The sequence below is a fragment of the Sporolactobacillus vineae DSM 21990 = SL153 genome (genome assembly GCF_000377985.1).
Taxonomy (GTDB): Bacteria; Bacillota; Bacilli; order Bacillales; family Sporolactobacillaceae; genus Sporolactobacillus; species Sporolactobacillus vineae.
In genome coordinates, this window is record NZ_KB899045.1 from 1 (window position 1) to 23,541 (window position 23,541).

Below are 23,541 nucleotides of genomic sequence, written 5' to 3' on the forward strand. Positions count from 1 at the left end.
TCAGCAGAATATATCGCCCTTCGCGAAAAAATATCGACGCTCAGCAGAATATATCGCCCTTCGCGAAATATATCGACGCTCAGCAGAATATATCGCCCTTCACAAAAATATATCGACGCTCAGCAGAATATATCGCCTTTCACGAAAATAGACAATGGTGGATTATGAGCGAACGGAATAATCAGTTTTTCTTTTTCTGTAATGTAAAAATAGCCGCTATATAATAGAAGAAACAGTCAGAAACCCGAATGCTTTTTCTAAAGGCTTTGTTTATTTGGCTGGTTCCGTCTCTTTGTCCGGCTGTTCGGTCCACGACTCCGGCAGACGCATGACGCCGCCTGTATGAGCGGATGTGACCAGAGCAGCGTAGCGTGCCAGATAGCCGGTCCGGACTTTCGGACGGAACGGTGTCAGCTGCTTGCGCCGCTCTGAAAGTTCGGCGTCGGAAACAGCAAGATGAATGGTACGATGCGTCAGATCGATCGTAATTGTGTCGCCGTCTTTGACTAAAGCGATCGGTCCGCCGGAAGCGGCTTCCGGGGAGATGTGACCAACCGATATGCCGCGTGAAGCTCCTGAGAACCGGCCATCGGTAATCAGCGCAACGTCTTTGCCCAGCCCGCGGCCGACAATCGAAGAAGTTGGCGCGAGCATTTCCGGCATGCCCGGTCCGCCTTTCGGCCCCTCATACCGGACGACCACCACGTGCCCTTTCTGGACGGTATGATTGTCGATGGCTTCGACGGCTTCGTCATGAGAATTGAAGCAGATGGCTTTGCCGGTAAAGACTTTGACTGACGGATCGACGCCGCCGACTTTGATCACGGCCCCTTTCGGCGCGAGGTTGCCGAACAGCACGGACAGGCCACCGGTTTTACTGTAGGCCCTTTCCAGCGGATGGATGACTTGAGGATTTTTGACGGAGGCATCTGCAACATTCTCCCGAAGCGTTTTTCCGGTCACTGTCGGGCGATCAGGATGAAGAACGCCGCCCATGTCGACGAGACTCTTGATGATGGCGGAGATACCGCCCGCTTCGTCGACATCCTGCATCGAATACGCGGAACTTGGTGCGATTTTAGCGAGATAAGGCACTTTTTCAGCAACCTGGTTGATCCGGTTCAGGTCGTAATCGATGCCTGCTTCAGAGGCAACAGCCAGCATATGGAGTACGGTGTTCGTCGATCCGCCCATTGCCATATCGAGCGCGAATGCATCGTCGACGGCCTCGGCAGTGATCAGGTCGCGCGGCCGGACGTTGTTCTTTACCAGGTCCATCAGCCGGAAAGCGGATTTGCGGACCAGTTCGCGCCGTTCTTCAGAAATGGCCAGTTTCGTTCCGTTTCCGGGGAGCGCAACACCGAGAACTTCCATCAGGCTGTTCATCGAATTGGCAGTGAACATTCCGGCACAGGAACCGCATGTCGGACAGGCAGAGGCTTCGATATTGAGGAACTGCTCCTTTGTGATCCGTCCTTCTTTGTAGGCGCCGAGACCTTCGAAGACGGAGGACAGAGTCAATGCCTTACCTTCTGCAGACAGCCCGGCTTTCATCGGGCCGCCGGAACAGAAGATTGCAGGAACATTGGTCCTGACAGCGGCGAGCAGCATGCCCGGGGTGATTTTATCGCAGTTCGGCATAAAGAATACACCGTCGAACCAGTGGGCATTGATCATTGTCTCGGCGGAGTCGGCGATCAATTCGCGGCTGGGGAGGGAGTAGCGCATCCCCATATGCCCCATGGCAATTCCGTCGTCCACAGCAATCGTATTGAATTCGAACGGGACACCGCCGGCCTCCCGGATCGCCTGCTTTGCTACTTCTGCCAGCTTTTTCAGATGGACATGGCCGGGAACAATATCCGTGTATGAATTACATACGGCAATAAATGGTTTCTTCATATCCTCCGAATTTCTGACGACTCCGGTTGCTCTCAGCAGGCTTCGTGCCGGCGCTCTGTCCAGCCCTTTCTTGATTTCATCACTTCGCAACTTCACTTCATCCTCTCTGTTTTTCTGTATGTGTATATAGAAAAGAGCTCCCGTTTCCTGATTGAACGGGAGCTCTTTCTTGCCGGGTCCCCATTCATACAAACCAGGACCCGGACAATCGTTAAGTTTTTCAGCGATTGCCAAGGCCCTAGCTAATAATCAACACATTCACGACTCGATTGTTGAATGGGAATAACATAATGCGAATACCTCGCTTGGAACATTGTTGTTTTGAATTTGTATCGCAAGTATAAAGCCGCTTCAGGTGTATGTCAACCGCTTTTGCAGACAAGTTTTTCTATTTTTTGATTATTTGCATGCTTTTGAACAAATAATCCGGTGTTTGATACGGTGAATAGCGGGACTGCACTTCCGGAAGACCGTAACAAAAACAGCGGCATAAAGGGTGTACAAAGTGTTGGCGAAAAAATTTCTTTTGCCTTGTGCTGCAGCAAATTGCTTCATAAAGTGGCGGCGATTTTCAACGTACTAATTTTCAAAAAAATGAAAAACATGGGGTTGACTGATTTTTGTAAGCGTACTAAGATTTGTGTCACTCCCGCAAGCGACGGATCCTGAATTTCTCAGAATCCGAAAAAAGTATCCGGGAGTCGAACACGGAAGGCATCATCCGGAGCGCCGGATGCAGCCGGACCGGAATAGCAATTGCCATTGAATTTTGAGAAAGGAGGAGAAATGGTGTGACACTAATCACGAAAGCAGAGGATGAACCGATGTCTGCCTGTAATACGGGGGCGGATCTTCTGGTCCAGTCAATTCTAAGAGAGGGTACGGATGTCGTGTTCGGGTATCCGGGCGGGGCTGTTCTTCCCTTGTACGATGCGCTTTACCGCCAGAAAGTCAGGCATATCCTGACCCGGCATGAACAAGGCGCCATCCATGCAGCAGAAGGCTATGCGCGGATCTCCGGAAAACCGGGCATTGTGATTGCGACAAGCGGACCCGGTGCGACCAATCTGGTTACCGGTCTGATGGACGCATACACGGATTCCCTGCCAGTTGTTGTTTTTACGGGTCAGGTTACCCGGGCTGTGATCAACACGGATGCTTTTCAGGAAGCAGATGTTATCGGAATCACGGCATCGGCGACCAAACATAACTTCCAGGTGAGGGATGTACAGGATTTGCCGCAGATGGTTCACGAGGCGTTCTATATTGCGGCGACCGGCCGACCCGGCCCTGTCCTTGTTGACTTGCCAAAAGATATCTGTAAGGCGCAGCCCGATCCGCAGGCAGAAGAACCCGCGATTCATCTTCGGGGTTATCACATTCCCGGAGAGGTCAGTGAAGCGCAGATCCGGAACCTGGCCGGTGCCATAGAAAAATCAGTGCGTCCGGTGCTGCTGGCCGGGGCAGGTGTCCAGCATGCCATGGCCAGCGAACGACTGCGTGCTTTCGCACAAAGTCAGCAGATCCCGGTGGTCAGCACACTTCTCGGACTGGGCAGCTTTCCGGCATCGCATCCTCTGTTTCTCGGTATGGGCGGGATGCACGGCACGTACACGGCAAATATGGCAATTTCGGAGTGCGATCTACTGATCAATGTCGGCTCGCGCTTCGATGACCGGCTGACTGGCAATCTGACACGGTTTGCTCCGGGCGCAAAGATTGCCCACATCGACATCGACCCTTCGGAAATCGGTAAAAATGTTCCGGTTGATTATCCGGTTGTCGGTGATGCGAATGCCGCTCTGGGAAAGCTTGAAAAAGCGATGATCCCCTGCAAAGACCGGAGAGACTGGCTGGCCCGTCTGAGCGCTTATACCCGGAAGCATCCGCAGCATTATGACGACACCGCCGGGGATGAGACCATTCCGCCGCAGCTTCTGATCGAGCGGATCTGCCACTATGCCGGACCGGACGCGATTGTGACAACCGATGTCGGGCAGCATCAGATGTGGGCGGCTCAGTATTATCGGTTTGAACGTCCGAATCATCTGGCCAGTTCCGGCGGACTCGGTACGATGGGCTTCGGTTTTCCCGCAGCGATCGGTGCGCAGGTTGCCGAACCCGGGAAGCAAGTCATCGCGATCGTCGGTGATGGCGGATTTCAGATGACTCTGGAGGAACTGGCTGTGGTGCGGGAGTTAAATCTGCCGGTTAAGATCATTATTCTGAACAATCATGCGCTCGGCATGGTCCGTCAGTGGCAGGAAGCCTTTTACGGACAGCGCTATTCGCATTCCCGGTCGTCTTTCCAGCCCGATTTTGTCCGGCTTGCAGAAAGCTACGGCATTGACGGACGGAGAATCGGGAAAAAGGCGGATATCGATCCGGCTCTGGATGCGGCCATGCAGACGCCCGGGCCCGTCCTGATTGACTGTCATGTCCGCCAGATGGCAAATGTGTATCCGATGGTGCCGCCCGGCAAAGGGCTGCAGGAAATGACGGGGGTGTGAGGTGATGAAACGAAACATTATTGCCATTGTCACGACGAATTCCGGTGTGCTCGGGCGGATCGGAAATCTGCTGTCACGGGCACAGCTGGATGTTGACGGCCTGACAATGCAGAAGCTTCCGGGAAAGGGCATGTCCGACATCAGCATGCTGATCGATACGGATGATGCACACAAGGTTGACCACTTTATTAAACAGATGGACAGGTTCGTTGACGTGATTTCGGTTGCCGATATGACCTGAACAATACAAAACAGAAAAGATGAAGGGGATAGAGAAATGACAGCTACAGTTTATTATGACAACGATATCGACGAAAACGTACTCCGCAATAAGAAAATCGCCGTTTTTGGCTATGGTTCACAGGGCCATTCTCAGGCTCAGAACCTGCGCGACAGCGGCTTTCAGGTAGCGATCGGTGCACGGCCGGGCAAATCCTGGGACAAGGCCGTTCGTGACGGATTCGACGTGAAGTCGGTCAAAGAAGCCGCTGAAGAAGCAGATGTCATGATCATGCTGCTTCCGGATGAAAAACAACCGGCTGTTTATTACAAAGAAGTTGAAGCAGGCCTGAAGCCGGGCAATGCGATCGCTTTCGCTCACGGGTTCAACATCCACTTCAAGCAGATCGTTCCGCCGGACTTTGTCGATGTCTTCATGGTTGCGCCTAAAGGTCCGGGCCATTTCTGCCGTCGTGAATATCTCAATGGCGGCGGTGTTCCGGCATTCTACGCAGTACAGCAGGATGCCACCGGAAACGCTGAAAAAATTGCGCTCGCCTGGGCAAAAGGCCTCGGTGCCGCCCGCGCCGGCGTTCTGAAGACCACCTTCAAAGAAGAGACGGAAACCGATCTGTTCGGCGAACAGGCCGTACTGATGGGCGGCATGACTCATCTGATCGAAGCCGCTTTCGACACGCTCGTTGAAGCCGGCTATCAGCCGGAAAATGCCTATTTTGAAACTTGTCACGAAATGAAAATGCTGACGGATCTAATCTATGAAAACGGACTTACCGGAATGCGCTACTCTTGCTCGGATACGTCCAAATTCGGCGACTTCACCGTCGGCCCGTATATCGTTGATAAAGGCGTAAAGGAACGCATGAAAAAAGTCCTGGAGAATATCCAGTCCGGCAAGTTCGCACGCGACTGGCTGCTTGAAAACAAGGTTGGCAGACCGATGTTCAATGCACTCCAGGAAAAAGAAAACAACTCTGAACTTGAGCGGGTCGGCAGAGAGCTTCGCAAACTTATGCCATTTGTTAAACAAGGCAAGAAAGACAGCGAAGACATCACCGCCAACGTCGCACAATAACAAAATAGATACACAAAAATACTAAAACACAAGAAGATGTCTGTCAAATCATCTTCTTGTTTCTCTTGTCTAAAAAAATGGGTAAAAAACACTATGGGAGTGTGAACAGCTTGGGGATTCCCTGCAGCTAAACAACATACAGGACGCGATGCAGCGTCTGGCACCGGTGGTTCACCGGACGCCGATGACGGAATCAACGACATTTGATACGATGACCGGTGCTCATCTGCATTTTAAACTGGAAAACCTGCAGCGTACCGGATCATTTAAATTGCGCGGCGCCTATAACAAAGTTTCTCACTTATCCGTGCAGCAGGCAGAAAGGGGCATTATCACCGCCTCGGCCGGCAACCACGCCCAGGGTGTAGCTCTGTCTGCCGCCAGACGAAATATCAGGGCAAGGATCTATATGCCGGAAACGACACCGAAACCCAAGGTGCAGGCAACCGCTGCATACGGCGCGGAAGTTGTTCTGGCCGGCCGATCTTATCAGGACTCGTATGAGGCTGCGCTCCGTGACCAGCAGGCATCGGGCGCAACGTTCGTTCATGCGTTCGACGACGTGCAGGTGATGGCCGGACAGGGTACGATCGCTGTCGAAATGCTGGAGCAGTGCCCGCAGCTTCAGACAGTGGTTGTACCGGTCGGCGGCGGCGGACTGGCATCCGGCGTGGCGACCTGCGTGAAGTCGGTGCGGCCGGATATTCGTGTGATCGGGGTGCAGTCCGACCGGGCGCCGGCAATGTACAACCGGTTCCACCATTATGCCGGGAACCGGGACCGGAAGTTCACCGGCGGCATCGCGGAAGGAATTCTGGTTAGAAAACCTGGGGAACAGACTTTCCCGATTCTGCATCGCTATCTTGACGACATCGTGACCGTTACCGATCAGGATGTTGCCGGTGCAATGCTTCTCTTGCTTGAGCGGAGCAAACTGCTCGTGGAAGGTGCCGGCGCGGCGGCGCTTGCTGCCGTACTCTCCGGCCGCATTCAGGTGCGCGGCCGGCACGTCGGGCTGATCGTCAGCGGCGGGAACGCCGACCCGGATCGGATTCCGCTTCTGAATCAGCTGGTTTCCGGATCGATGGAAAAGTATGGAACATAATGACAGACATTGGCTGCGGGGCATCAGGGAGGTGAAGCAATGATTATCGATGCGACTCATATTAGCTGGAAAAGAAAAAACAAAGTGGTGCTCAGAGACGTTACCTGGCAAGTCCGCAAGGGGGAACACTGGTCGCTTGTCGGTCTGAACGGGTCGGGGAAAACGACGATGCTCAAAATGATTAACGGCTATATCTGGCCGACGAGCGGCACATTGTCGGTACTTGACCACCCGTTCGGCACGGTCGACCTGCGCCTTTTGCGGCGAAAAATCGGCTGGGTCAGTTCGGCACTGGCAGCCCGGCTGTCTTCCGGTGACGATCCGCTATCAATTGTCCTGAGCGGGAAGTTCGCGTCCATCGGTTTATATGACAAGCCGACGGATGACGACAGAAACAAAGCTGCGGAACTGATGGAACGCCTGCAATGCAGCAGCTTCGTCGGCCGGGATTATTCTACTCTGTCCGAAGGGGAAAGGCAGCGTGTACTGATTGCGCGTGCATTGATGGCGTCACCTGAATTACTGATTCTGGACGAACCGTGCAACGGGCTCGATATATTTGCCAGGGAACACCTGCTTTCGCTGATCCGGCAGTTGGCATCATCGCCCGAAGCCCCGACAATGATCTTTGTCACGCACCACGTCGGCGAGATCCTGCCCTGCTTCGAGCATACCCTGCTGCTGAAAAACGGGGGTGTATATCAGGCCGGTTTAACCCGGGATCTGATGACGCCCGAGAAGATGACACAATTTTACGGCGGCGACGTCATCGTGGAACGTCATGGGACGCGTCTTTCGCTTGCTCTCCGGTCGTAAACTTGCCGGATGCATCTGAAAAAAAGATTGACAAATAATTTTCAGAGTGTAACATGAAATTCACCGATAGTTTTTAAAATTAAGAAGACGGCGGACAGCTGATCCGTTCGCCGCGAATAAACCGATGACGAGGATTAAATCATCGGGACCGCTGCTTACAGAGAGCCGGAACACGCTGAAATCCGGCAGCATATCCCGATGATGAACTCACCTCTGAGCGTCCGTCCGAACTCATTAGGCCGGGCCGAGTGTTCCAGACACTTGTTAAAAAAAGACATCTTTGTTTGAAAAAATAAACAGATGCCGATGAGCTGATATTTCGAAAGATCTATCAGAAGTTGGGTGGTACCGTGAAAAGAAGCCTTTTCGCCCCTGCAGAACCGATCGCAAGACCGGGTGTGGGGTGAGAAGGCTTTTTTTATATAAAAAAATATAAAGCACCGGCAAAGAGGCCGGAAAAACGAACAGGAGAGGAGTACGAAAAATGGAAAAGGTTGAAATTTACGACACAACACTGCGCGATGGCGAACAGTCTCCGGGCTGCAGCCTGAATGATGAAGAAAAAATGCAGGTGGCAGAGCAGTTGGAGCGTCTCCATGTCGATGTCATTGAAGCAGGATTTCCGGCTTCTTCGCTGGACGATTTTAAAGCTGTTCAGGATATCGCGCATGAGATTAAAGAAAGCACTGTAACCGGACTGGCGCGCTGCGTGAAAAGCGATATCGATGCCTGCTGGGAAGCTCTGAAAGACACAGAAAGTCCAAGGGTACATGTGTTCATTGCCACGTCGCCGATTCATATGGCGTATAAGCTGAAAAAGACGCCGGACCAGGTTATCGAAATGGCCGTTCAGTCCGTGAAATACGCCAGAAAATTTTTCCCGCAAATTGAATTTTCCGCTGAGGATGCTTCCCGAAGCGATCTCGATTTTCTGAGTCAAGTAGTTGACGCGACGATTCAGGCCGGCGCAACGGTCATCAACCTTCCAGATACGGTCGGCTATTCGACGCCTGTAGAATTTGCCAACATGTTCCGCTATATCAGGAATCATGTTTCTGATGACAGCCGAGTGCGTTATTCCTGCCATTGCCACAACGATCTCGGGATGGCGACGGCGAATACGCTGGCTTCGGTTGAAGCCGGTGTCCGTCAGGTTGAGTGTACCGTCAACGGGGTCGGCGAGCGGGCCGGCAATGTCGCGCTGGAAGAAGTCGGTGCGGCGCTGCATGTCCGGAAGGATGTCTTCCATGTCACAACGCAGCTCAACATGAAAGAGATCAAAAAGACGAGCAGTATGGTCAGCCGGCTGATGCACAGCCCGATTCAGGCCAATAAAGCGATTGTCGGTGCCAATGCCTTCGCTCATGAAGCCGGCATTCATCAGGACGGCGTACTGAAAAATCCGAAGACCTATGAAATTATGTCGCCGTCCCTGATCGGTCTGGATAAGACGGAACTGGTTCTCGGAAAGCATTCCGGCCGCCACGCCCTGATTGCCAAGGCCTCTGAACTCGGTTTTCATCTCGAGGAGAATGAGGTGAACCACTGCTTTAAGGCATTTAAGGAAATGGCCGATGAAAAGAAAACCATTTCAGATACTGATCTGGTTAATTTTTTCAAGCATGAGCAAGTATCCATCTGACGGGATGAAAAAGGAGCAGAACCATGTCAAAAACAATCACCGTTCTGCCGGGCGATGGAATCGGCCCGGAAGTGACGGATTCAGCCGTACGCGTGCTGGACTATCTGTTTAAAAAGTTTCACCATGATGTCCATTTTGTAAAGGCGTTGATTGGCGGTGCGGCGATCGACGCCGAAGAAACGCCGTTGCCGCAGAAGACGATCGACCAGTGCAAGGCGAGCGATGCCGTTCTGCTCGGCGCCGTCGGCGGGCCCAAATGGGACCGGCAGTCAATGACCGTACGTCCCGAGCAGGGGCTGCTGGGGATCCGAAAGGCGCTGGAGCTGTTTGCCAATATCCGTCCGGCGAAAACTTTTGCACCGCTGATCGATGCGTCACCGTTGAAAAGAGAATATGTCACATCGGTCGACTTTGTGATCGTCCGTGAACTGACCGGCGGCCTCTATTTCGGCAAACCGAGCGAGCGCCGCGGACCGCACAAAGAGGATGTCGTCGACACATTGGCCTACAGCCGATATGAGATCGAACGGGTCGTCGATAAAGCTTTTCAGATGGCTGAGAAACGCCGGAAGAAACTGACATCGGTCGACAAGGCGAACGTGCTGGAGTCAAGCCGGATGTGGCGCGAAGTGGTTACGGAAAAAGCGCAGGACTATCCGGATGTCGAAGTCAATCATGCTCTGGTCGATTCCACGGCGATGCAGCTGATCCGGAACCCGTCGCAGTTCGATGTGATCGTGACCGAGAATATGTTCGGCGACATTCTGAGCGATGAGGCATCAGTAATCACCGGTTCGCTCGGCATGCTGCCGTCGGCGAGCCTGCGTACCGACAAATTGGGGCTCTATGAACCGGTTCATGGATCAGCACCGGATATTGCCGGTCAGGGCAAAGCCAATCCGCTGGCCACAATCCTGTCGGCGGCTTTCCTGCTTCGCTATTCGCTGGATTTGGACAAGGAAGCCGAGCTTATTGAAACCGCAGTTCAGCGTGTCCTCGAGCAAGGTTACCATACACCGGATCTGCAAGTGAATGCGGCACAGACGACATCGGTCAATACCGCGGAGATGACGGATCAGGTCATTGCCGCGATCGCTGCGCAGATCCCCGAACAAGTATAAAGTTCCAGCCCGTCCGGTAGTCGGCTACTCCGTTTAACAAGACTTTGCGGTGCCACAGCATGGCCGGGAAGTTAAAGGGGCGTTCCGCTGAAACAGTATGAACAAGGAGGAAGCAGCATGAAACCAAGAACTATTGCCGATAAAATCTGGGAAAAACATGTGGTGCACAGGGAAAAAGGAAAACCGGATTTACTCTATGTCGATCTGCACCTGATCCACGAAGTGACGACACCTCAGGCGTTTGGGGGATTGAGGATGAACCGCCGGAAAGTCAGACGCCCCGATCTGACATTTGCAACGGTGGATCATGATGTACCCACATCGGAGAATCGGGAAACAAAAGACCCGATTTCCAAGGTGCAGATCAGCACACTGGAGAAAAACTGTAAGGATTTCGGCATCCGGATGGCGGATATCTATAGCCCGATGCAGGGCATTGTCCATGTGATCGGACCGCAGCTCGGCCTGACTCAGCCGGGAAAAACGATTGTCTGCGGCGACAGCCATACGTCGACGCATGGAGCATTCGGTGCTCTGGCGTTCGGCATCGGCACGAGTGAAGTCGAACATGTTTTGGCGACCCAGACCATCTGGCAGAAGAAGCCGAAAACGATGGAAATCAAAGTGAACGGCCGGCTCGGATTCGGCGTCGGTGCCAAAGATCTGATTCTGGCGATCATCGCCAAATACGGCATTGCTGTCGGAACAGGCTGTATCGCAGAGTATACCGGGGAGGCTGTCCACAGTCTGTCAATGGAAGAACGGATGACGGTCTGCAACATGTCGATCGAAGCCGGTGCCCGGGCGGGACTGATCAGTCCGGACCAGACGACCATTGACTATGTCAAAGACCGACCATTTGCGCCAAAGGGCGCGGCGTTTGAAAAGGCGGCGCGAGAGTGGCTGTCTCTGGCAACGGATAAAGGTGCCGTCTATGACAAAACGATTGAAATTGATGCGAATGAAATCAAACCGCAGGTGACCTGGGGAACGAATCCGTCGATGGGTGCCTCGATCGAGGATACGGTGCCGGACCCGGATTCGTTTGCCACAGAAGAGAAGCGTGAGTCAGCCGCCAAAGCACTGGCATATATGGATTTGAAATCGGGCACACCGATCCGCGATATTCCAATTGATGTCGTGTTCATCGGATCGTGTACGAATTCCCGGATCAGCGATCTCAGACAGGCTGCCCAGGTTGTCCGCGGCCATCACGTTGCCAATGGGGTGCGCGCCCTTGTCGTTCCCGGTTCTCAGCAGATAAGGAAACAGGCGGAGACAGAAGGCCTGGACACGATTTTTACCGATGCCGGATTTGAATGGCGCCAGCCGGGCTGCAGCATGTGCCTGGCGATGAACGATGACATCGTGCCGGCCGGAAAGCGCTGCGCGTCAACGTCGAACCGCAACTTTGAAGGACGGCAGGGTGCAGGATCGCGAACCCATCTCGTCAGCCCGGCGATGGCTGCGGCAGCGGCGATCAGCGGACACTTTGCCGATGTCCGTGACCTTGTCGAAACAAAGTGAGGAGGGAATTCCATGCAACCATTCAACACATTTGAAGGGCTCGTCTGCCCGATTGACCGCATCAATGTGGATACCGATCAGATCATTCCAAAACAGTTTCTGAAGCGTGTGGAGCGCCAGGGATTCGGCCAGTTTCTTTTTTACAACTGGCGTTTTGATCAGGACGGCAAGAAAAATCCGGATTTCATTCTGAATCAGCCAAAATATAAAGGTGCATCCATTCTTGTGGCCCGGGACAACTTCGGCTGCGGTTCGTCGCGTGAGCATGCGCCGTGGGCCCTGCAGGACTACGGCTTTAAGGTTATTATTGCACCGAGTTTCGCCGATATATTTTACAACAACTGTCAGAAGAACGGGGTTCTGACGGTGATACTGGATCCCCGGAAGGTCGACCGGCTGATCCGGGCAAGCCAGGAAAAATCTTTGAAACTGACAGTCAGCCTTGAAAATCAGGTGATCACCGGCGGCTTTGAGGAGCACTTCGACATCGACCCGTACAAAAAGAAGATGCTCATTCAGGGCCTGGATGAAATTGCTGTGACGATGTCCTATGAGGACGAGATTGCCGCCTTTGAAAAACAGCGCGCCTGAACAGCTTCGCTCCCAATATTGGAATGGAAATTAATTTAAAATGTGACATTATTAGTAATCAATTGTAAAGTCATAACAACGCTTAAGAACAAAAAGAAAGGTCGTTTTCAGATGTCTATCAGCCGCCGGTTGCAGAATCTACTCGTTGAACGTTTGCAGGAATTGCGTCGCTTGCCCCTGCTTAATTTCATTCACTAGTAGAACACAGCAATCGCCGGTAATTTCATAAATCGCTTGCGTGTTCTGTTCATGAACGTAAGGATACGCATTGAAATCCTGTTCGTTGATGAACAGGATTTTTTATATTTTAAGGAAAACAGTGTGGGCAGAAGATTCTGCTCTTACATAGAAAAAGGAGAGAAATTGTATGGATGCAGAAGGCGTGATGACGAATCAGAGAGTCAGAACCAGGGAGTCGGAGGGCGGTCATGAGACTCACAACGATACGGAACAGGAAAAGCAAAAACTTGAAGCGCGGATCAATAATCTGCCGGTAACGCGGACGATGTATAAAGTCTTTGCCCTGATTACGCTCGGTATGATGCTGGATGGCTTCGATGTCTATCTGGCCGGCGGTGTGCTCGGACAGCTGGTCAAGACAGGCTGGTCGTCTGTCACATTAAACGCCACATTTATCTCAACAACGTTTATCGGACTGTTCATCGGATCCATTGTCACCGGATTTGTCGGCGACTGGAAGGGGCGTCAGTTTGCCTATCAGATTAACCTGCTCATTTTTGGTATGGCATCGCTGGCCAGCTTTTTTGCACCGAACATGATGACACTGATTATTCTAAGAGGGATCAGCGGAATCGGGCTTGGTGCTGAAATCGTGACAGGTTTTGCTCTGCTCGGTGAATTCGTACCGGCACAATCGCGAGGGAAATGGGTCGCATCGCTTTCCTTCCTCGCCAACTGTACCGCGCCAATCACAACATTTATCGCCTATCTGGTGATCCCGACCATCGGCTGGCGCTGGATGTTCGTCATTGTCGGTGTCTGCTCCGTTATTGTCTGGTATTTCCGGCGCAATCTTCCGGAGTCGCCCCGCTGGAATTTTTCCAGGGGCAATTATCAGAAAGCTGAAGAAGTCGTGAATATTTTTGAGAATGAAGCTGAAGAAAAGTATGGAAAAGGTTACCGGGCTGACCATAACTATCAGGCCTCTCAATATCATCGGATCATGAAGCAGGAAAGCTTCAGCAAGCTGTTCAATAAAAATATGGTGATTCGGTTCATCCTTGCGTGTCTCATTCTGGCGGCAATCAACACAGCTGTTTATACTTTTGTTACCTGGGTTCCGACGTTACTCGTTAAGAAGGGCATTACCATTTCTCATTCCCTGATCTTTACCATGCTGATGATGTTTGGGGCACCAATCGGCGCATTTGTCGGCCGGGCTACTGTGGATAAAATCGGTCGTAAGTGGAACATTGTCGGGGCATTCATCCTGGCTGCCATTCTGGGTATTGGTTATGCGTTCCAGACAAGTCCAGTGATGATTATGATTCTCGGGTTTCTGATGACGATCTGTCTGTATGTCCTGATGGCCGTCGGTCTGGCCGTTTACGTGCCGGAGCTTTTTCCGACACCAGTTCGTCTGCGCTCAAATGGACTGGCTCAGGCATTCGGACGACTGTTTACAATTACAACACCTTATGCCGTCGCCTGGCTGCTGATTAACCAGGGTATTGTAAGCATTTTTGTAATAATGGGCATTTTCCTTGTTATCGTGGCCGTTTTCACGATGATTTTCGGACCGGAAACGAAAAAGCAGATTCTGCGATAAGTCTTATGGTTCGGCGGTTTCTTTGACACAAGAACAGCCCGCAGACAGGGATACTGACCTGTCTGCGGGCTGTTTATTATTTTATTGAAGATCTTTGGGCCGATGTCCGTCGCTCTGGAACGGGACGGGTGCTTCGGTCAGCCTGCATAATCCGGATAATCCGCGCAGTGCAGAAGACGTTCGGCATTGGCCACACGTTCGGCGGTTGGCGGCTCAATGCCTTCCAGACGGTAGCGGATGCCCAGTTCCTGATATTTGGCGACGCCCATCGTATGATAAGGCAGGATCTCGACGCGCCGGACATTTTTCAGTGTCCTGATGAATTGATCCAGATGTTTCAGATCCTCGTCATTATCCGTCCGTTCCGGAACCAGAACATGGCGGATCCATACGGGTTTGTCAATCTCGGAAAGATAGGCGCACATATCAAGGATGTTTTCGTTCGTGAAGCCGGTCAGCTTGCGATGCTTGTCAGGATCGATTTCCTTGATGTCGACGAGCAGCAGATCGGTCACGTCCATCAGTGCTTTGAATGTACTGAAAAAAGGTTCTTCCCGCGTAAACGGATTGCCGCTCGTATCGAGACAGGTATGGATGCCCAGTTTCTTCGCTTTACGGAATAAATCAAGTGCGAATTCCGGTTGCAGCAGGATTTCCCCGCCGCTCAGCGTAATCCCGCCCTTTTGCCCCCAGAAGCTGCGGTAGGGGAGTGCCTCGTTGAGAATATCCGTGGCGGTTCGCTTTGTGCCGACACGGGTTTTCCAGGTATCGGGATTATGGCAGTACTGGCAGCGCATTCTGCATCCCTGGACGAACACGACGAAGCGGATTCCGGGACCGTCGACAGCGCCGAAACTCTCTGTTGAATGAATATAACCGTAAACTTCCTGCTGTCCGGATAAGCTGCGTTCTTCTGTGGCCATGTCAAATCACCCTGCCTTTCGACAAAGAAGCAGGCAGAACCTCTGCCTGCTTCTTTGTTCTGATTCTGTCCATTCTATGGTGTCGTTCAGTTACATTCTGCTGTGGAAGGTACGGGAAATCACATCATCCTGCTGTTCCTTGGTCAGGTCGGCGAAGTAGACGCAATATCCGGAAACACGGATGGTGAGTGTCGGATATTTCTCCGGATGCTGCTGCGCGTCGATCAGGGTTTCGCGCTTGAACACGTTGATATTGAGATGATGGCCGTTCTTCTCCATATAACCATCGATCATGTGTACCAGCGTGTCTTTCCGGGTCTCGGAATCGGCACCGAGTGTTGATGGTGTCACCGCGAATGTGTTGGAAATTCCGTCGGTCGCGTACTTATAAGGAATCTTGGCAACGGACAGCAGGGAAGCCAATGCACCATTGGTTTCTGCTCCGTAATATGGGTTGGCACCCGGTGCAAACGGTTTGCCTTGCTCACGGCCGTCCGGTGTCGAGCCGGTGTTCTTGCCGTAGACGACGTTCGACGTAATGGTCAGAACGGAGGTCGACAGTTTTGCACCGCGATAAAGGTGATGACGCGCCATCTTTTTATAGAATGTCTTGATCAGCCAGACGGCAATATCATCGGCACGATCATCGTTGTTCCCGTATTTCGGATAATCGTGATCCGCTTTGTAATCGACCGCGAGTCCGTTCTCATCACGAACGATGCGGACATGGCCGTATTTGATCGCTGCGATCGAATCCACAGCCACGGAGAATCCGGAAATACCCGTTGCGAAAGTCCGGTTCAGATGGGTGTTCTTCAGCGCCATCTGTGCCGATTCGTAATAGTACTTGTCGTGCATATAGTGGATGATGTTCAGCGAGTTGACATACTGATCGGCCAGCCAATCCATCATCGGATCGAGCTTCTTCATAAATTCATCATAATCAATATATTCAGAGGTGATCGGCTCGTAAGCCGGGCCGACCTGAGCCTTGCCGATTTCATCGACACCGCCGTTGATGGCGTAGAGAACGGCCTTGGCCAGATTCGCCCGGGCGCCGAAGAACTGCATGCCGTCAGCAACCGGCTGAGCAGATACGCAGCAGGCGATGGCATAATAGTCCGTTCCCCACTGGGTGCGCATCAGTTCGTCGTTTTCGTACTGAATCGTCGAGCTGTCAATCGATACCTGAGTCGCATAACGTCTGAAGGCTTTCGGCAATTTGTCGGTCCAGAGCAGTGTGATGTTCGGTTCCGGCGACGGCCCCATGTCGGCCAGGGTATTCAGGAAACGATAGGATGTTTTCGTCACCATGTGCCGGCCGTCCATGGCCATGCCGCCGATCGACAGTGTCGCCCAGATCGGGTTGCCGGAGAACAGGGAATCATACTCCGGTGTACGGATAAATTCAACCATCCGCAGCTTCATCGTAAACTGGTCGATCAGTTCCTGAGCAGCCTGTTCGGTCAAAGTGCCGTTCTTCAGATCGCGTTCGATGTAGATATCGAGGAAGGCATCGACACGGCCGATCGACATAGCGGCACCGTTTTGCTGCTTGATCGAAGCCAGGTAGCCGAAGTACAACCACTGAATCGCTTCCTGGGTGTTTTTCGCCGGTTTAGAAATATCATATCCGTAGCTGGCGGCCATCTTTTTGATATCTTTCAGTGCGCGGATCTGATCGGATACTTCCTCACGCAGCTGAATAACATCATTCGACATTTCACCGTCGCCGATATTCTCGAAGTCTTCCTTCTTTGCTTCAATCAGGCGGTCGATGCCGTAAAGGGCAATTCGCGGGAAATCCCCGATCAGCCGGCCGCGGCCGTAAGCATCCGGCAGTCCGGTAATGATTTTATAGTGGCGGCATTTACGCATTTCTTTATCATAGACATCGAAAACGCCCTGGTTGTGTGTCTTGTGATACTCTGTGAAGATATGTTCAATTTCCGGATCCAGTTTCAGCCCATGTGCCTCGAGTGCTTCCTGAGCCATACGGATGCCGCCGAACGGCATCAGGGCTTTCTTCAATGGTTTGTCGGTCTGCAAGCCGACGATTTTTTCAAGATCTTTATCCAGATAGCCGGGCTTGTGAGAGGTGATTGTCGAGACCACTTTTGTGTCGGCGTCGAGCACGCCGCCTTCTTCGCGTTCTTTCAGCTTCAGGCTCATCAGCTTGTTGTTCAGTGCTGTCGTAGCTGCGGTCGGTCCGGTTAAGAATGATTCATTTCCGTCATAGGGTTTAAAGTTATGGAAAATAAAATCACGAACGTCAATCTCAGTTTGCCAGCTTCCGCTTTGAAAGCCCTTCCAAAAAAGGTCAGATTTCGTATCAACTGTTTGAGTTAATGCCATCTCTATCCCTCCAGTGTGTCTATATCTCATATCCTTGCCTTGTTACAAATATAGTTTAGCGCATTTATCGGCTTTAATGTACGATATCCAGTGATAGACACATAATGTTCATAAAGGCTGCGCTGTCATTGCTCCATATTTCACAGACTGGCAAACAACAGTTGATTTTTAAAAAGGTCTAAAGCTCAGAAGGGTCAGGCTCCGGTATCTTTGTTGCTGCCGGACATGGAGAAACTCATTCTGCAGGCCTGTCCGGAGCGGGTGAATGGGCGGTTAAAAGGGCACACGATATCCCACTTTCTTCTATAATATATTGTTCTCTTTTTCACATGAAAATTTTTTTGAAAAATCCGGGCAGAACGCTTGAACATCGATTCTTAGTGGTTTAAACTTCTGATTCTGAAGACAAGGTTAAGACACATTATTCAGGAGGATCAAAGAGAGAAATGACTGTTCAGCTGGCAGATTGCCGAAGATTGCTGAAGGCGTACGAGGCCCATCGTCCATCGATTCATGACGTGGAGAAACTGAAGTTCACCGGGGTTGGGGGTAAGGATGTCTACAATATTACGGCGGTGTTTTCAGATGGCGGGAAAGAACTGATTGCCGGCCGTGTGGAATCACGTGACAATGAACAGTCTGAAGTGGCTTTTTTTGAAAGGCACGGGGACTGCTGGCAATTGCTGAAAGACCTGCCGACTTTTTCACTGCAGGATCCGTTTGTGACCCGAGTCGACGGACTGCTGGTTTTCGGCGGCGTCGAAGTTTTCACTGATCATCAGGGACGGACCCTATGGCGGACGGTTCTCTATAAGGGGAAAAATGTGAAATCGCTGGTTCCGTTCTTCCGGGGGCCGGATGGGATGAAGGACCTGCGTCTGAGCCAGTTACGCAGTGGAGAGATTCTGGTGCTTACCCGTCCTCAGGGTAAAAAGGGCGGACGCGGGAAGATCGGCTTCCTGCTGCTCTCATCGCTGTCTGAACTGACGGTGAAGAAAATTGAGGATGCGCCGCTGATCGATGAACATTTTACCGGTGACGACTGGGGCGGTGCCAATGAGATTCATCAGCTGGAGAATGGAAAGGTCGGCGTGCTGGGTCATGTCGCCCGGTTCGATAAGACGGGGAAGCGCCACTATTATTCGATGGTCTTCATGCTGGATCCGCAGACCGGTCACCATTCGCCGCTCGAAATCATTGCGACACGCCGCGACTTTATCGACGGCCCGGCCAAACGTGAGGATTTAAAGGACATCGTGTTCAGCGGTGGTGCAATTCGTAAAGATGCAAAGCTGATTTTGTATGCAGGAACAAGTGACACCGAGGCGCAGCGCATTGTGCTGAATGACCCGTTTGAAAAATATGAGCGTGAAGATGAACCGGTTGCTGTCGGCGACGGTGAGTTTTAATAATGCCGCACACAATTAAATGAACGAGGATATAGGAAGGGAAACACCGGCCGGAAGCCGGGCGTTTCCCTTTTGCTTTTATTATTTGGAAAAATCAGGAGAACGGAGATAAAGTGAGTATTCAATCATGATATAATCGGACTGTATCAATGAACTTAGGAAGAGAGGATCTGTCCATGTATTGCAGGTATTGTGGCACGAAAAATCCGGATCACGCTAAATTCTGTTTGCGGTGCGGAAAGCCTTTATTGCCGGCTGACGTCCGGACATCCGGGAGGACGGAAGAGGCAAATCCGGTTGAAAAGAATCCGGTATCCGGCAGTGAACCGGGCGGCAACAGGGAACGAGAAGGAAATGAAGGACATACGGAGGACGAAGCGTACATTCCCGGCATTCCCTCCGAATACGTCAGTCCGGCAGCCCCCGCTCCGGCAGAGGACGGGACTGAAGCGGCAAACCGAAGCACTGCGATGTCGGGCAAGCAGCCCTTTTACAGGAAAAAAAGATATATGATTCCGCTGGTTATCGTGCTGGTGCTGCTTGTGGCGGCATACTTTTCCGGGAAATATATGACGTCACCGGTTCGCACAGTGGACGCATTCGAGCAGGCGGTCCGCGATCAGAATACCGGAGTATTGAAATCGCTGATCCTGCCCAGTGAACATACGCATGTGAATGACGCCCAGATTAAAGCGATGCTGGCTTTATTCAAGAGTCACCCGGGGATCTATTCACAGGTTGTCAGCGATCTGGCCGCATCGGCGCATCATCCAGATCGTACAGCGCTCAGTCATGCATTATATTACCTTCAGAAAGACGGTAAGAAATATCTGGTTTTTGATAACTATAAGATCGGCACGACGCCGATCCAGGCGAAAATTTTGACCAACCTGAAAGGGATGTCCGTCGGGATTAAAGGTGTCGGCCGGGCCCAAACGGCAGCCCAGGCGGATGATCAGTCGCCGCAGTCGCTGACTGTCGGTCCCGTGATCCCCGGTGAATATGGCTTCTATGGGGATTCGGACAAATTGAGTACGGCAAAAACGGCGGATCTGACCCGCTCGGGGAAAACCATTGATTTTTCCGGAGTGTACCTGACGATTCAAAGCAATCTCAATGGTGCTGAGTTATATGTGGATAATAAAGATACCGGCGAAACCGTTTCGGCGGCAAAAACCTACGGGCCTTTCAAGAAGAGCGAAACGCCGGTGTTCTATGCCAAATATACAGTTGGCGGAAAATCCATAAAGACGAATTCGGTCACAATTGTTCGTGACAGTGCCATGGACAGTGGCGACGGAAACCGCATCACCCTGAGTGAAGCCGAAAGCAGCGGCATCGATCTCGAATTCGACAACGTCGATCCTTCGAGTGATTTCTACGCGCTTGACGGCAATGATGAACAGTCGAACAGCCAGAACCTTAATGGTTATTTCCAGGGATTTTACGACGCGCTTTCTTCAGCCGTGTCGGACGACATGCCTGACGATTTTAAAACCTATTTTGTCAACGGATCAAGTTATCAGAAGGCTCAGCTGCAATCCGCGAAGAAGTTCTATGATCAGGGTATCACCGAGTCGATTCAGGATTTCACCGTCGATCATGTGAAGAAGATCGGCGACGGTTTATACGCAGCGACAACGGATGAGAGCTGGAGCGAATCGATCACAGACCCGGATACAGGTGATTCGAAGGATAAGGACTTCAGTTATACCAATACTTATCAGCTGCAGGAAACGGCACCGGGCGAGCTGAAAATTGTCGGTCAGAAAATCAGTCATCGACAGGATTCCGACGCATCGTCTGACAGTTCATATTAAGCTGTTGCCATAAGCAGTTCAGGCCACGGAGATGGCGCATTGACCTGCTGATTCCGGTCGTGCCGATGATGGGCGCGGAAGGCGAGCAGCAAGTTTTCCGACGGACACTTTTTCATTCGGAAACTTATGGAAAGTCCCCCTGTTTTGCGGTAAACTAGCGAATAGTATACTAGTGTAAGTGTAATTTTTTATCGGAAATTGACAGTAAAGGAAGAATCATAAGTAAATGAAAAAGTTCCTGCTTGGGGGATTGATCGTTGTCCTCATCGCCGTATCGGCCGGAGGCGGCTATGTCTGGTGGATGTGGCATTCTGCAACGGCGACGGCGAATCAGATGTATGAGACGAAGGGCGGTACTGGTGACCATCAGACCGTGAAAGCGACCAAACCGATCAGTCTGCTTCTGTTTGGCGTCGATGAACGAAAAAATGACAGCGGCCGGTCCGACACGATCATCGCAATGACACTTAATCCGAAGACCAATACGGTTCAGATGATCTCGATTCCCCGTGATACGCGGACGGAAATCGTCGGCCATGGAACAATTGATAAAATCAATTCCGCCTATGCGTACGGCGGTGTTCAGATGGCCGAGAATACGGTCAGCAACTTTATTGGCAACATTCCCTTCGATTTTTACATCCAGATTAATATGAAGGGTATGAGCGATCTGGTCAATGCGATCGGCGGTGTTGAAGTGGACAACCCGATTGCCTGGACGGATGAGGGCTATTACAAGAAGGGCTATCAATTTAAAAAGGGTAAGATATTCCTGAAAGACGGTGCGATGGCGATGGGCTTTGCGCGGATGCGCCATCTGGATCCGCAGGGCGATCTTGGCCGCAATAAGCGTCAGCGCATCCTGATCATGGCGATTATCAACAAAATGTCCGGCGTTTCCTCGCTGACCCGTTACAACCAGCTTCTGCAGGCGATCGGCAGCAATGTGAAAACAAACATGACTTTTGACGACATGAAAAATGTGGCGCTGAACTACCGGAACACACGGAAACACACGATCAACTACGAAGTGAATGAATCACCGCAGAAGATCAATGGGGTCGACTATCTGGTCGCCAGCGACGCCGAGAAGCAGAAAATCCACAAGATGATTCAGAGCCAGCTTGGCCGGCAATAAGCGTATTTTACCGGGATCCTGACGGCAGGCGATGCCTGATGCACGTGGTCAGGACGGATCCCCTTTCTGTCCGCCCGCGGACGTCTGTGAAAAAGTTAAAAAAGGAGTATCCGGGAGTGCCGCAGTGCAGACGGCGCGTTCCGGATACTCCTTTTTAATAGGGGCGTAGCAGACCTTATAATGCCTTACCGTTTCTCAGCCTGAAAGAGGAGACCAGCTGATGCAGCTCATCGGCGACGGATGCCAGCGAAGCAGCACTGCCGGCAACTTCTTCGGCAGCTGCAGCCTGCTCTTCAGAAGCTGCGGAAATAGTCTGTGTGGATGAGGACGTTTCATTGGCAGAAGACTCCATGGCCCGATAGGCCTGTGCTGCTTTGAACGATACTTTTGAGATCGTGTTGACTTCGGTATCGACTTTGGCCATCTTCTCGCTTGTCTCGGTGACGAACGCTTCGATCTTCCGGAAGGATGCACCGCTGCGGGTAACGGTGGCCATTCCTTCATCGACTTTCGACACACCGGCAGACATCGACTGGGCGACCTGACCGGTTTCCGAGCGGATGGCAGCGAGAATGTCGTTGACCTGCCGGGCAGATGTAGCGGATTGATCGGCCAGTTTGCCGATCTCTTCAGCGACGACGGAGAATCCTTTTCCTTGTTCACCGGCGCGTGCGGCTTCAATCGACGCATTCAGTGCGAGCAGCCGGGTCTGGTCGGCAATGTCGTTAATGACGCGGATGATCTGATTGACGTCCTGCGTCTGCCGGTTCAGGTGATCGATCATCCCGGAGAGTTCGGTAACCGTCTGTTTGATCTCACGCATCTGCCGGGTCGCGTCACCCATCGCCTGCTCCCCTGAAAGTGCGGTCCGGACCGATTCTTTGGACGTGGCTTCAAGCGAAAGTGTGTCCATTGTAATCGCGGCCACCGACTGGTTAATGCCGTCATTCTCCTTTTTCGCTTCCATGACCCTCTTCAGATCCTCCTCCGTTTCCGTGGCGACCTTTTGCAGTGACCGGGCAATTTCGTCGGTTGTCGCTTTGTTTTCTTCTGAAGAAGCAGTCAGCTGTTCGGAGGAAGCGGCAACGGTTTCCGATTTGCGGCTGATCGATTCGATCATTTTGCGAAGCGATGCCGCCATGGCATTAAGACTCTGCCGCATCCCGGCAAATTCCCTGTTTGTTGCCACGGAGTCGTCCAGTACCTGGGAAAGATCATGATTTTTAATCGCCTCCAGACTTTTAATAAAATGGTCCATCGGCTGAAGAAATACAGCGCCGCAGACCAGCCAGACGAGAATGGCAAGGACAACGAGTGTGATCAGCACAATCAGTCCGATTTTCCCGACGAGCAGCCAGGCTGCAGATGCAATATGGGCACTGTTCAGCGGCCCGCTGTCTGCCGCCAGTTTCAGGACATCCGTGCGGACGAAAGCCATGATAACCAGATCAGGAATCAGGACAATCGCAAGGACAAAGGGAATAAACAGCGCGCGAATGTGAAACTTCGCGGTGATTTTTGTAACAGATTGAATCCATTTCATGTAAAAGCCTCCCGGAGCAGCGAAAAAATTTCTAGGTC

17 protein-coding genes and 1 pseudogene are annotated in these 23,541 nt (G+C 51.9%); 14 read left to right on the forward strand and 4 right to left on the reverse strand.

The features are described from left to right. Positions 1-270 precede the first annotated feature (270 nt). Positions 271-1,992 carry a dihydroxy-acid dehydratase gene (ilvD, locus tag D889_RS14885; protein WP_010631585.1) on the reverse strand — a complete coding sequence of 574 codons (1,722 nt, stop codon included), beginning with the start codon at positions 1,990-1,992 and terminating at the stop codon, positions 271-273. A 734-nt stretch (positions 1,993-2,726) separates the two neighbouring features. On the opposite strand from ilvD, the gene ilvB reads away from it, so the two are divergent. From ilvB to D889_RS0106270, 10 genes are all read left to right on the forward strand, one after another. Beyond that, the gene (gene ilvB, locus D889_RS0106220) at positions 2,727-4,412 is read left to right on the forward strand and encodes a biosynthetic-type acetolactate synthase large subunit (RefSeq protein ID WP_193379220.1); all 1,686 of its coding nucleotides are present in this window, start codon (positions 2,727-2,729) and stop codon (positions 4,410-4,412) included. A gap of 4 nt (positions 4,413-4,416) precedes the next feature. Continuing rightward, a complete protein-coding gene (locus D889_RS0106225; protein ID WP_010631582.1) occupies positions 4,417-4,653 on the forward strand; it encodes an acetolactate synthase small subunit in 237 nt (78 codons plus the stop codon). Between the two features lie 3 nt (positions 4,654-4,656). Beyond that, positions 4,657-5,724, forward strand: a complete 1,068-nt coding sequence (ilvC, locus tag D889_RS0106230; protein WP_274517444.1) for a ketol-acid reductoisomerase — start codon at positions 4,657-4,659, stop codon at positions 5,722-5,724. Positions 5,725-5,872: 148 nt separating this feature from the next. Beyond that, a complete protein-coding gene (ilvA, locus tag D889_RS0106235; protein ID WP_010631580.1) occupies positions 5,873-6,829 on the forward strand; it encodes a threonine ammonia-lyase in 957 nt (318 codons plus the stop codon). A 39-nt stretch (positions 6,830-6,868) separates the two neighbouring features. Next, a complete protein-coding gene (locus tag D889_RS0106240; RefSeq protein WP_010631579.1) occupies positions 6,869-7,645 on the forward strand; it encodes an ABC transporter ATP-binding protein in 777 nt (258 codons plus the stop codon). A 484-nt stretch (positions 7,646-8,129) separates the two neighbouring features. Beyond that, positions 8,130-9,287 (forward strand): 2-isopropylmalate synthase, encoded by a 1,158-nt coding sequence (locus tag D889_RS14890; RefSeq protein ID WP_010631578.1) that lies wholly within the window; start codon positions 8,130-8,132, stop codon positions 9,285-9,287. Between the two features lie 23 nt (positions 9,288-9,310). After that, positions 9,311-10,408 (forward strand): 3-isopropylmalate dehydrogenase, encoded by a 1,098-nt coding sequence (gene leuB, locus D889_RS0106255; RefSeq protein ID WP_010631577.1) that lies wholly within the window; start codon positions 9,311-9,313, stop codon positions 10,406-10,408. 117 nt (positions 10,409-10,525) lie between these two features. Continuing rightward, positions 10,526-11,935 (forward strand): 3-isopropylmalate dehydratase large subunit, encoded by a 1,410-nt coding sequence (leuC, locus tag D889_RS0106260; RefSeq protein WP_010631576.1) that lies wholly within the window; start codon positions 10,526-10,528, stop codon positions 11,933-11,935. A 12-nt stretch (positions 11,936-11,947) separates the two neighbouring features. After that, the gene (gene leuD / locus D889_RS0106265; protein WP_010631575.1) at positions 11,948-12,526 is read left to right on the forward strand and encodes a 3-isopropylmalate dehydratase small subunit; all 579 of its coding nucleotides are present in this window, start codon (positions 11,948-11,950) and stop codon (positions 12,524-12,526) included. A gap of 367 nt (positions 12,527-12,893) precedes the next feature. Then, a complete protein-coding gene (locus tag D889_RS0106270; RefSeq protein WP_010631574.1) occupies positions 12,894-14,315 on the forward strand; it encodes an MFS transporter in 1,422 nt (473 codons plus the stop codon). Between the two features lie 137 nt (positions 14,316-14,452). Here D889_RS0106270 and pflA read toward each other — a convergent pair whose 3' ends face one another. Together pflA and pflB are read right to left on the reverse strand one after the other, a co-directional pair. Beyond that, entirely contained in the window at positions 14,453-15,238 is a 786-nt protein-coding gene (pflA, locus tag D889_RS0106275; protein WP_010631573.1) for a pyruvate formate-lyase-activating protein, read from the reverse strand. A 90-nt stretch (positions 15,239-15,328) separates the two neighbouring features. Continuing rightward, positions 15,329-17,593, reverse strand: coding sequence for a formate C-acetyltransferase (gene pflB, locus D889_RS0106280; protein WP_010631572.1), 2,265 nt, complete (start codon positions 17,591-17,593; stop codon positions 15,329-15,331). Between the two features lie 446 nt (positions 17,594-18,039). Here pflB and D889_RS0106285 point away from each other — a divergent pair, with 446 nt between their 5' ends. The 4 genes and pseudogenes from D889_RS0106285 (at position 18,040) to D889_RS0106300 (ending at position 21,960) form a co-directional block, all read left to right on the forward strand. Next, positions 18,040-19,002: a DUF1861 family protein gene (locus D889_RS0106285; RefSeq protein ID WP_010631571.1), complete on the forward strand. Its 963-nt coding sequence runs from the start codon at positions 18,040-18,042 to the stop codon at positions 19,000-19,002. 176 nt (positions 19,003-19,178) lie between these two features. Next, a pseudogene (locus D889_RS15950) lies at positions 19,179-19,244 on the forward strand (zinc-ribbon domain-containing protein); the annotation flags it as partial. Between the two features lie 6 nt (positions 19,245-19,250). Next, positions 19,251-20,822, forward strand: coding sequence for a TcaA 3rd/4th domain-containing protein (locus D889_RS0106290; protein ID WP_010631570.1), 1,572 nt, complete (start codon positions 19,251-19,253; stop codon positions 20,820-20,822). A gap of 226 nt (positions 20,823-21,048) precedes the next feature. Then, positions 21,049-21,960 (forward strand): LCP family glycopolymer transferase, encoded by a 912-nt coding sequence (locus D889_RS0106300; RefSeq protein WP_010631569.1) that lies wholly within the window; start codon positions 21,049-21,051, stop codon positions 21,958-21,960. A 175-nt stretch (positions 21,961-22,135) separates the two neighbouring features. On the opposite strand, the gene D889_RS0106305 is transcribed toward D889_RS0106300, so the two are convergent. Further along, positions 22,136-23,503, reverse strand: a complete 1,368-nt coding sequence (locus tag D889_RS0106305) for a methyl-accepting chemotaxis protein (RefSeq protein WP_010631568.1) — start codon at positions 23,501-23,503, stop codon at positions 22,136-22,138. Between the last annotated feature and the right edge of the window lie 38 nt (positions 23,504-23,541).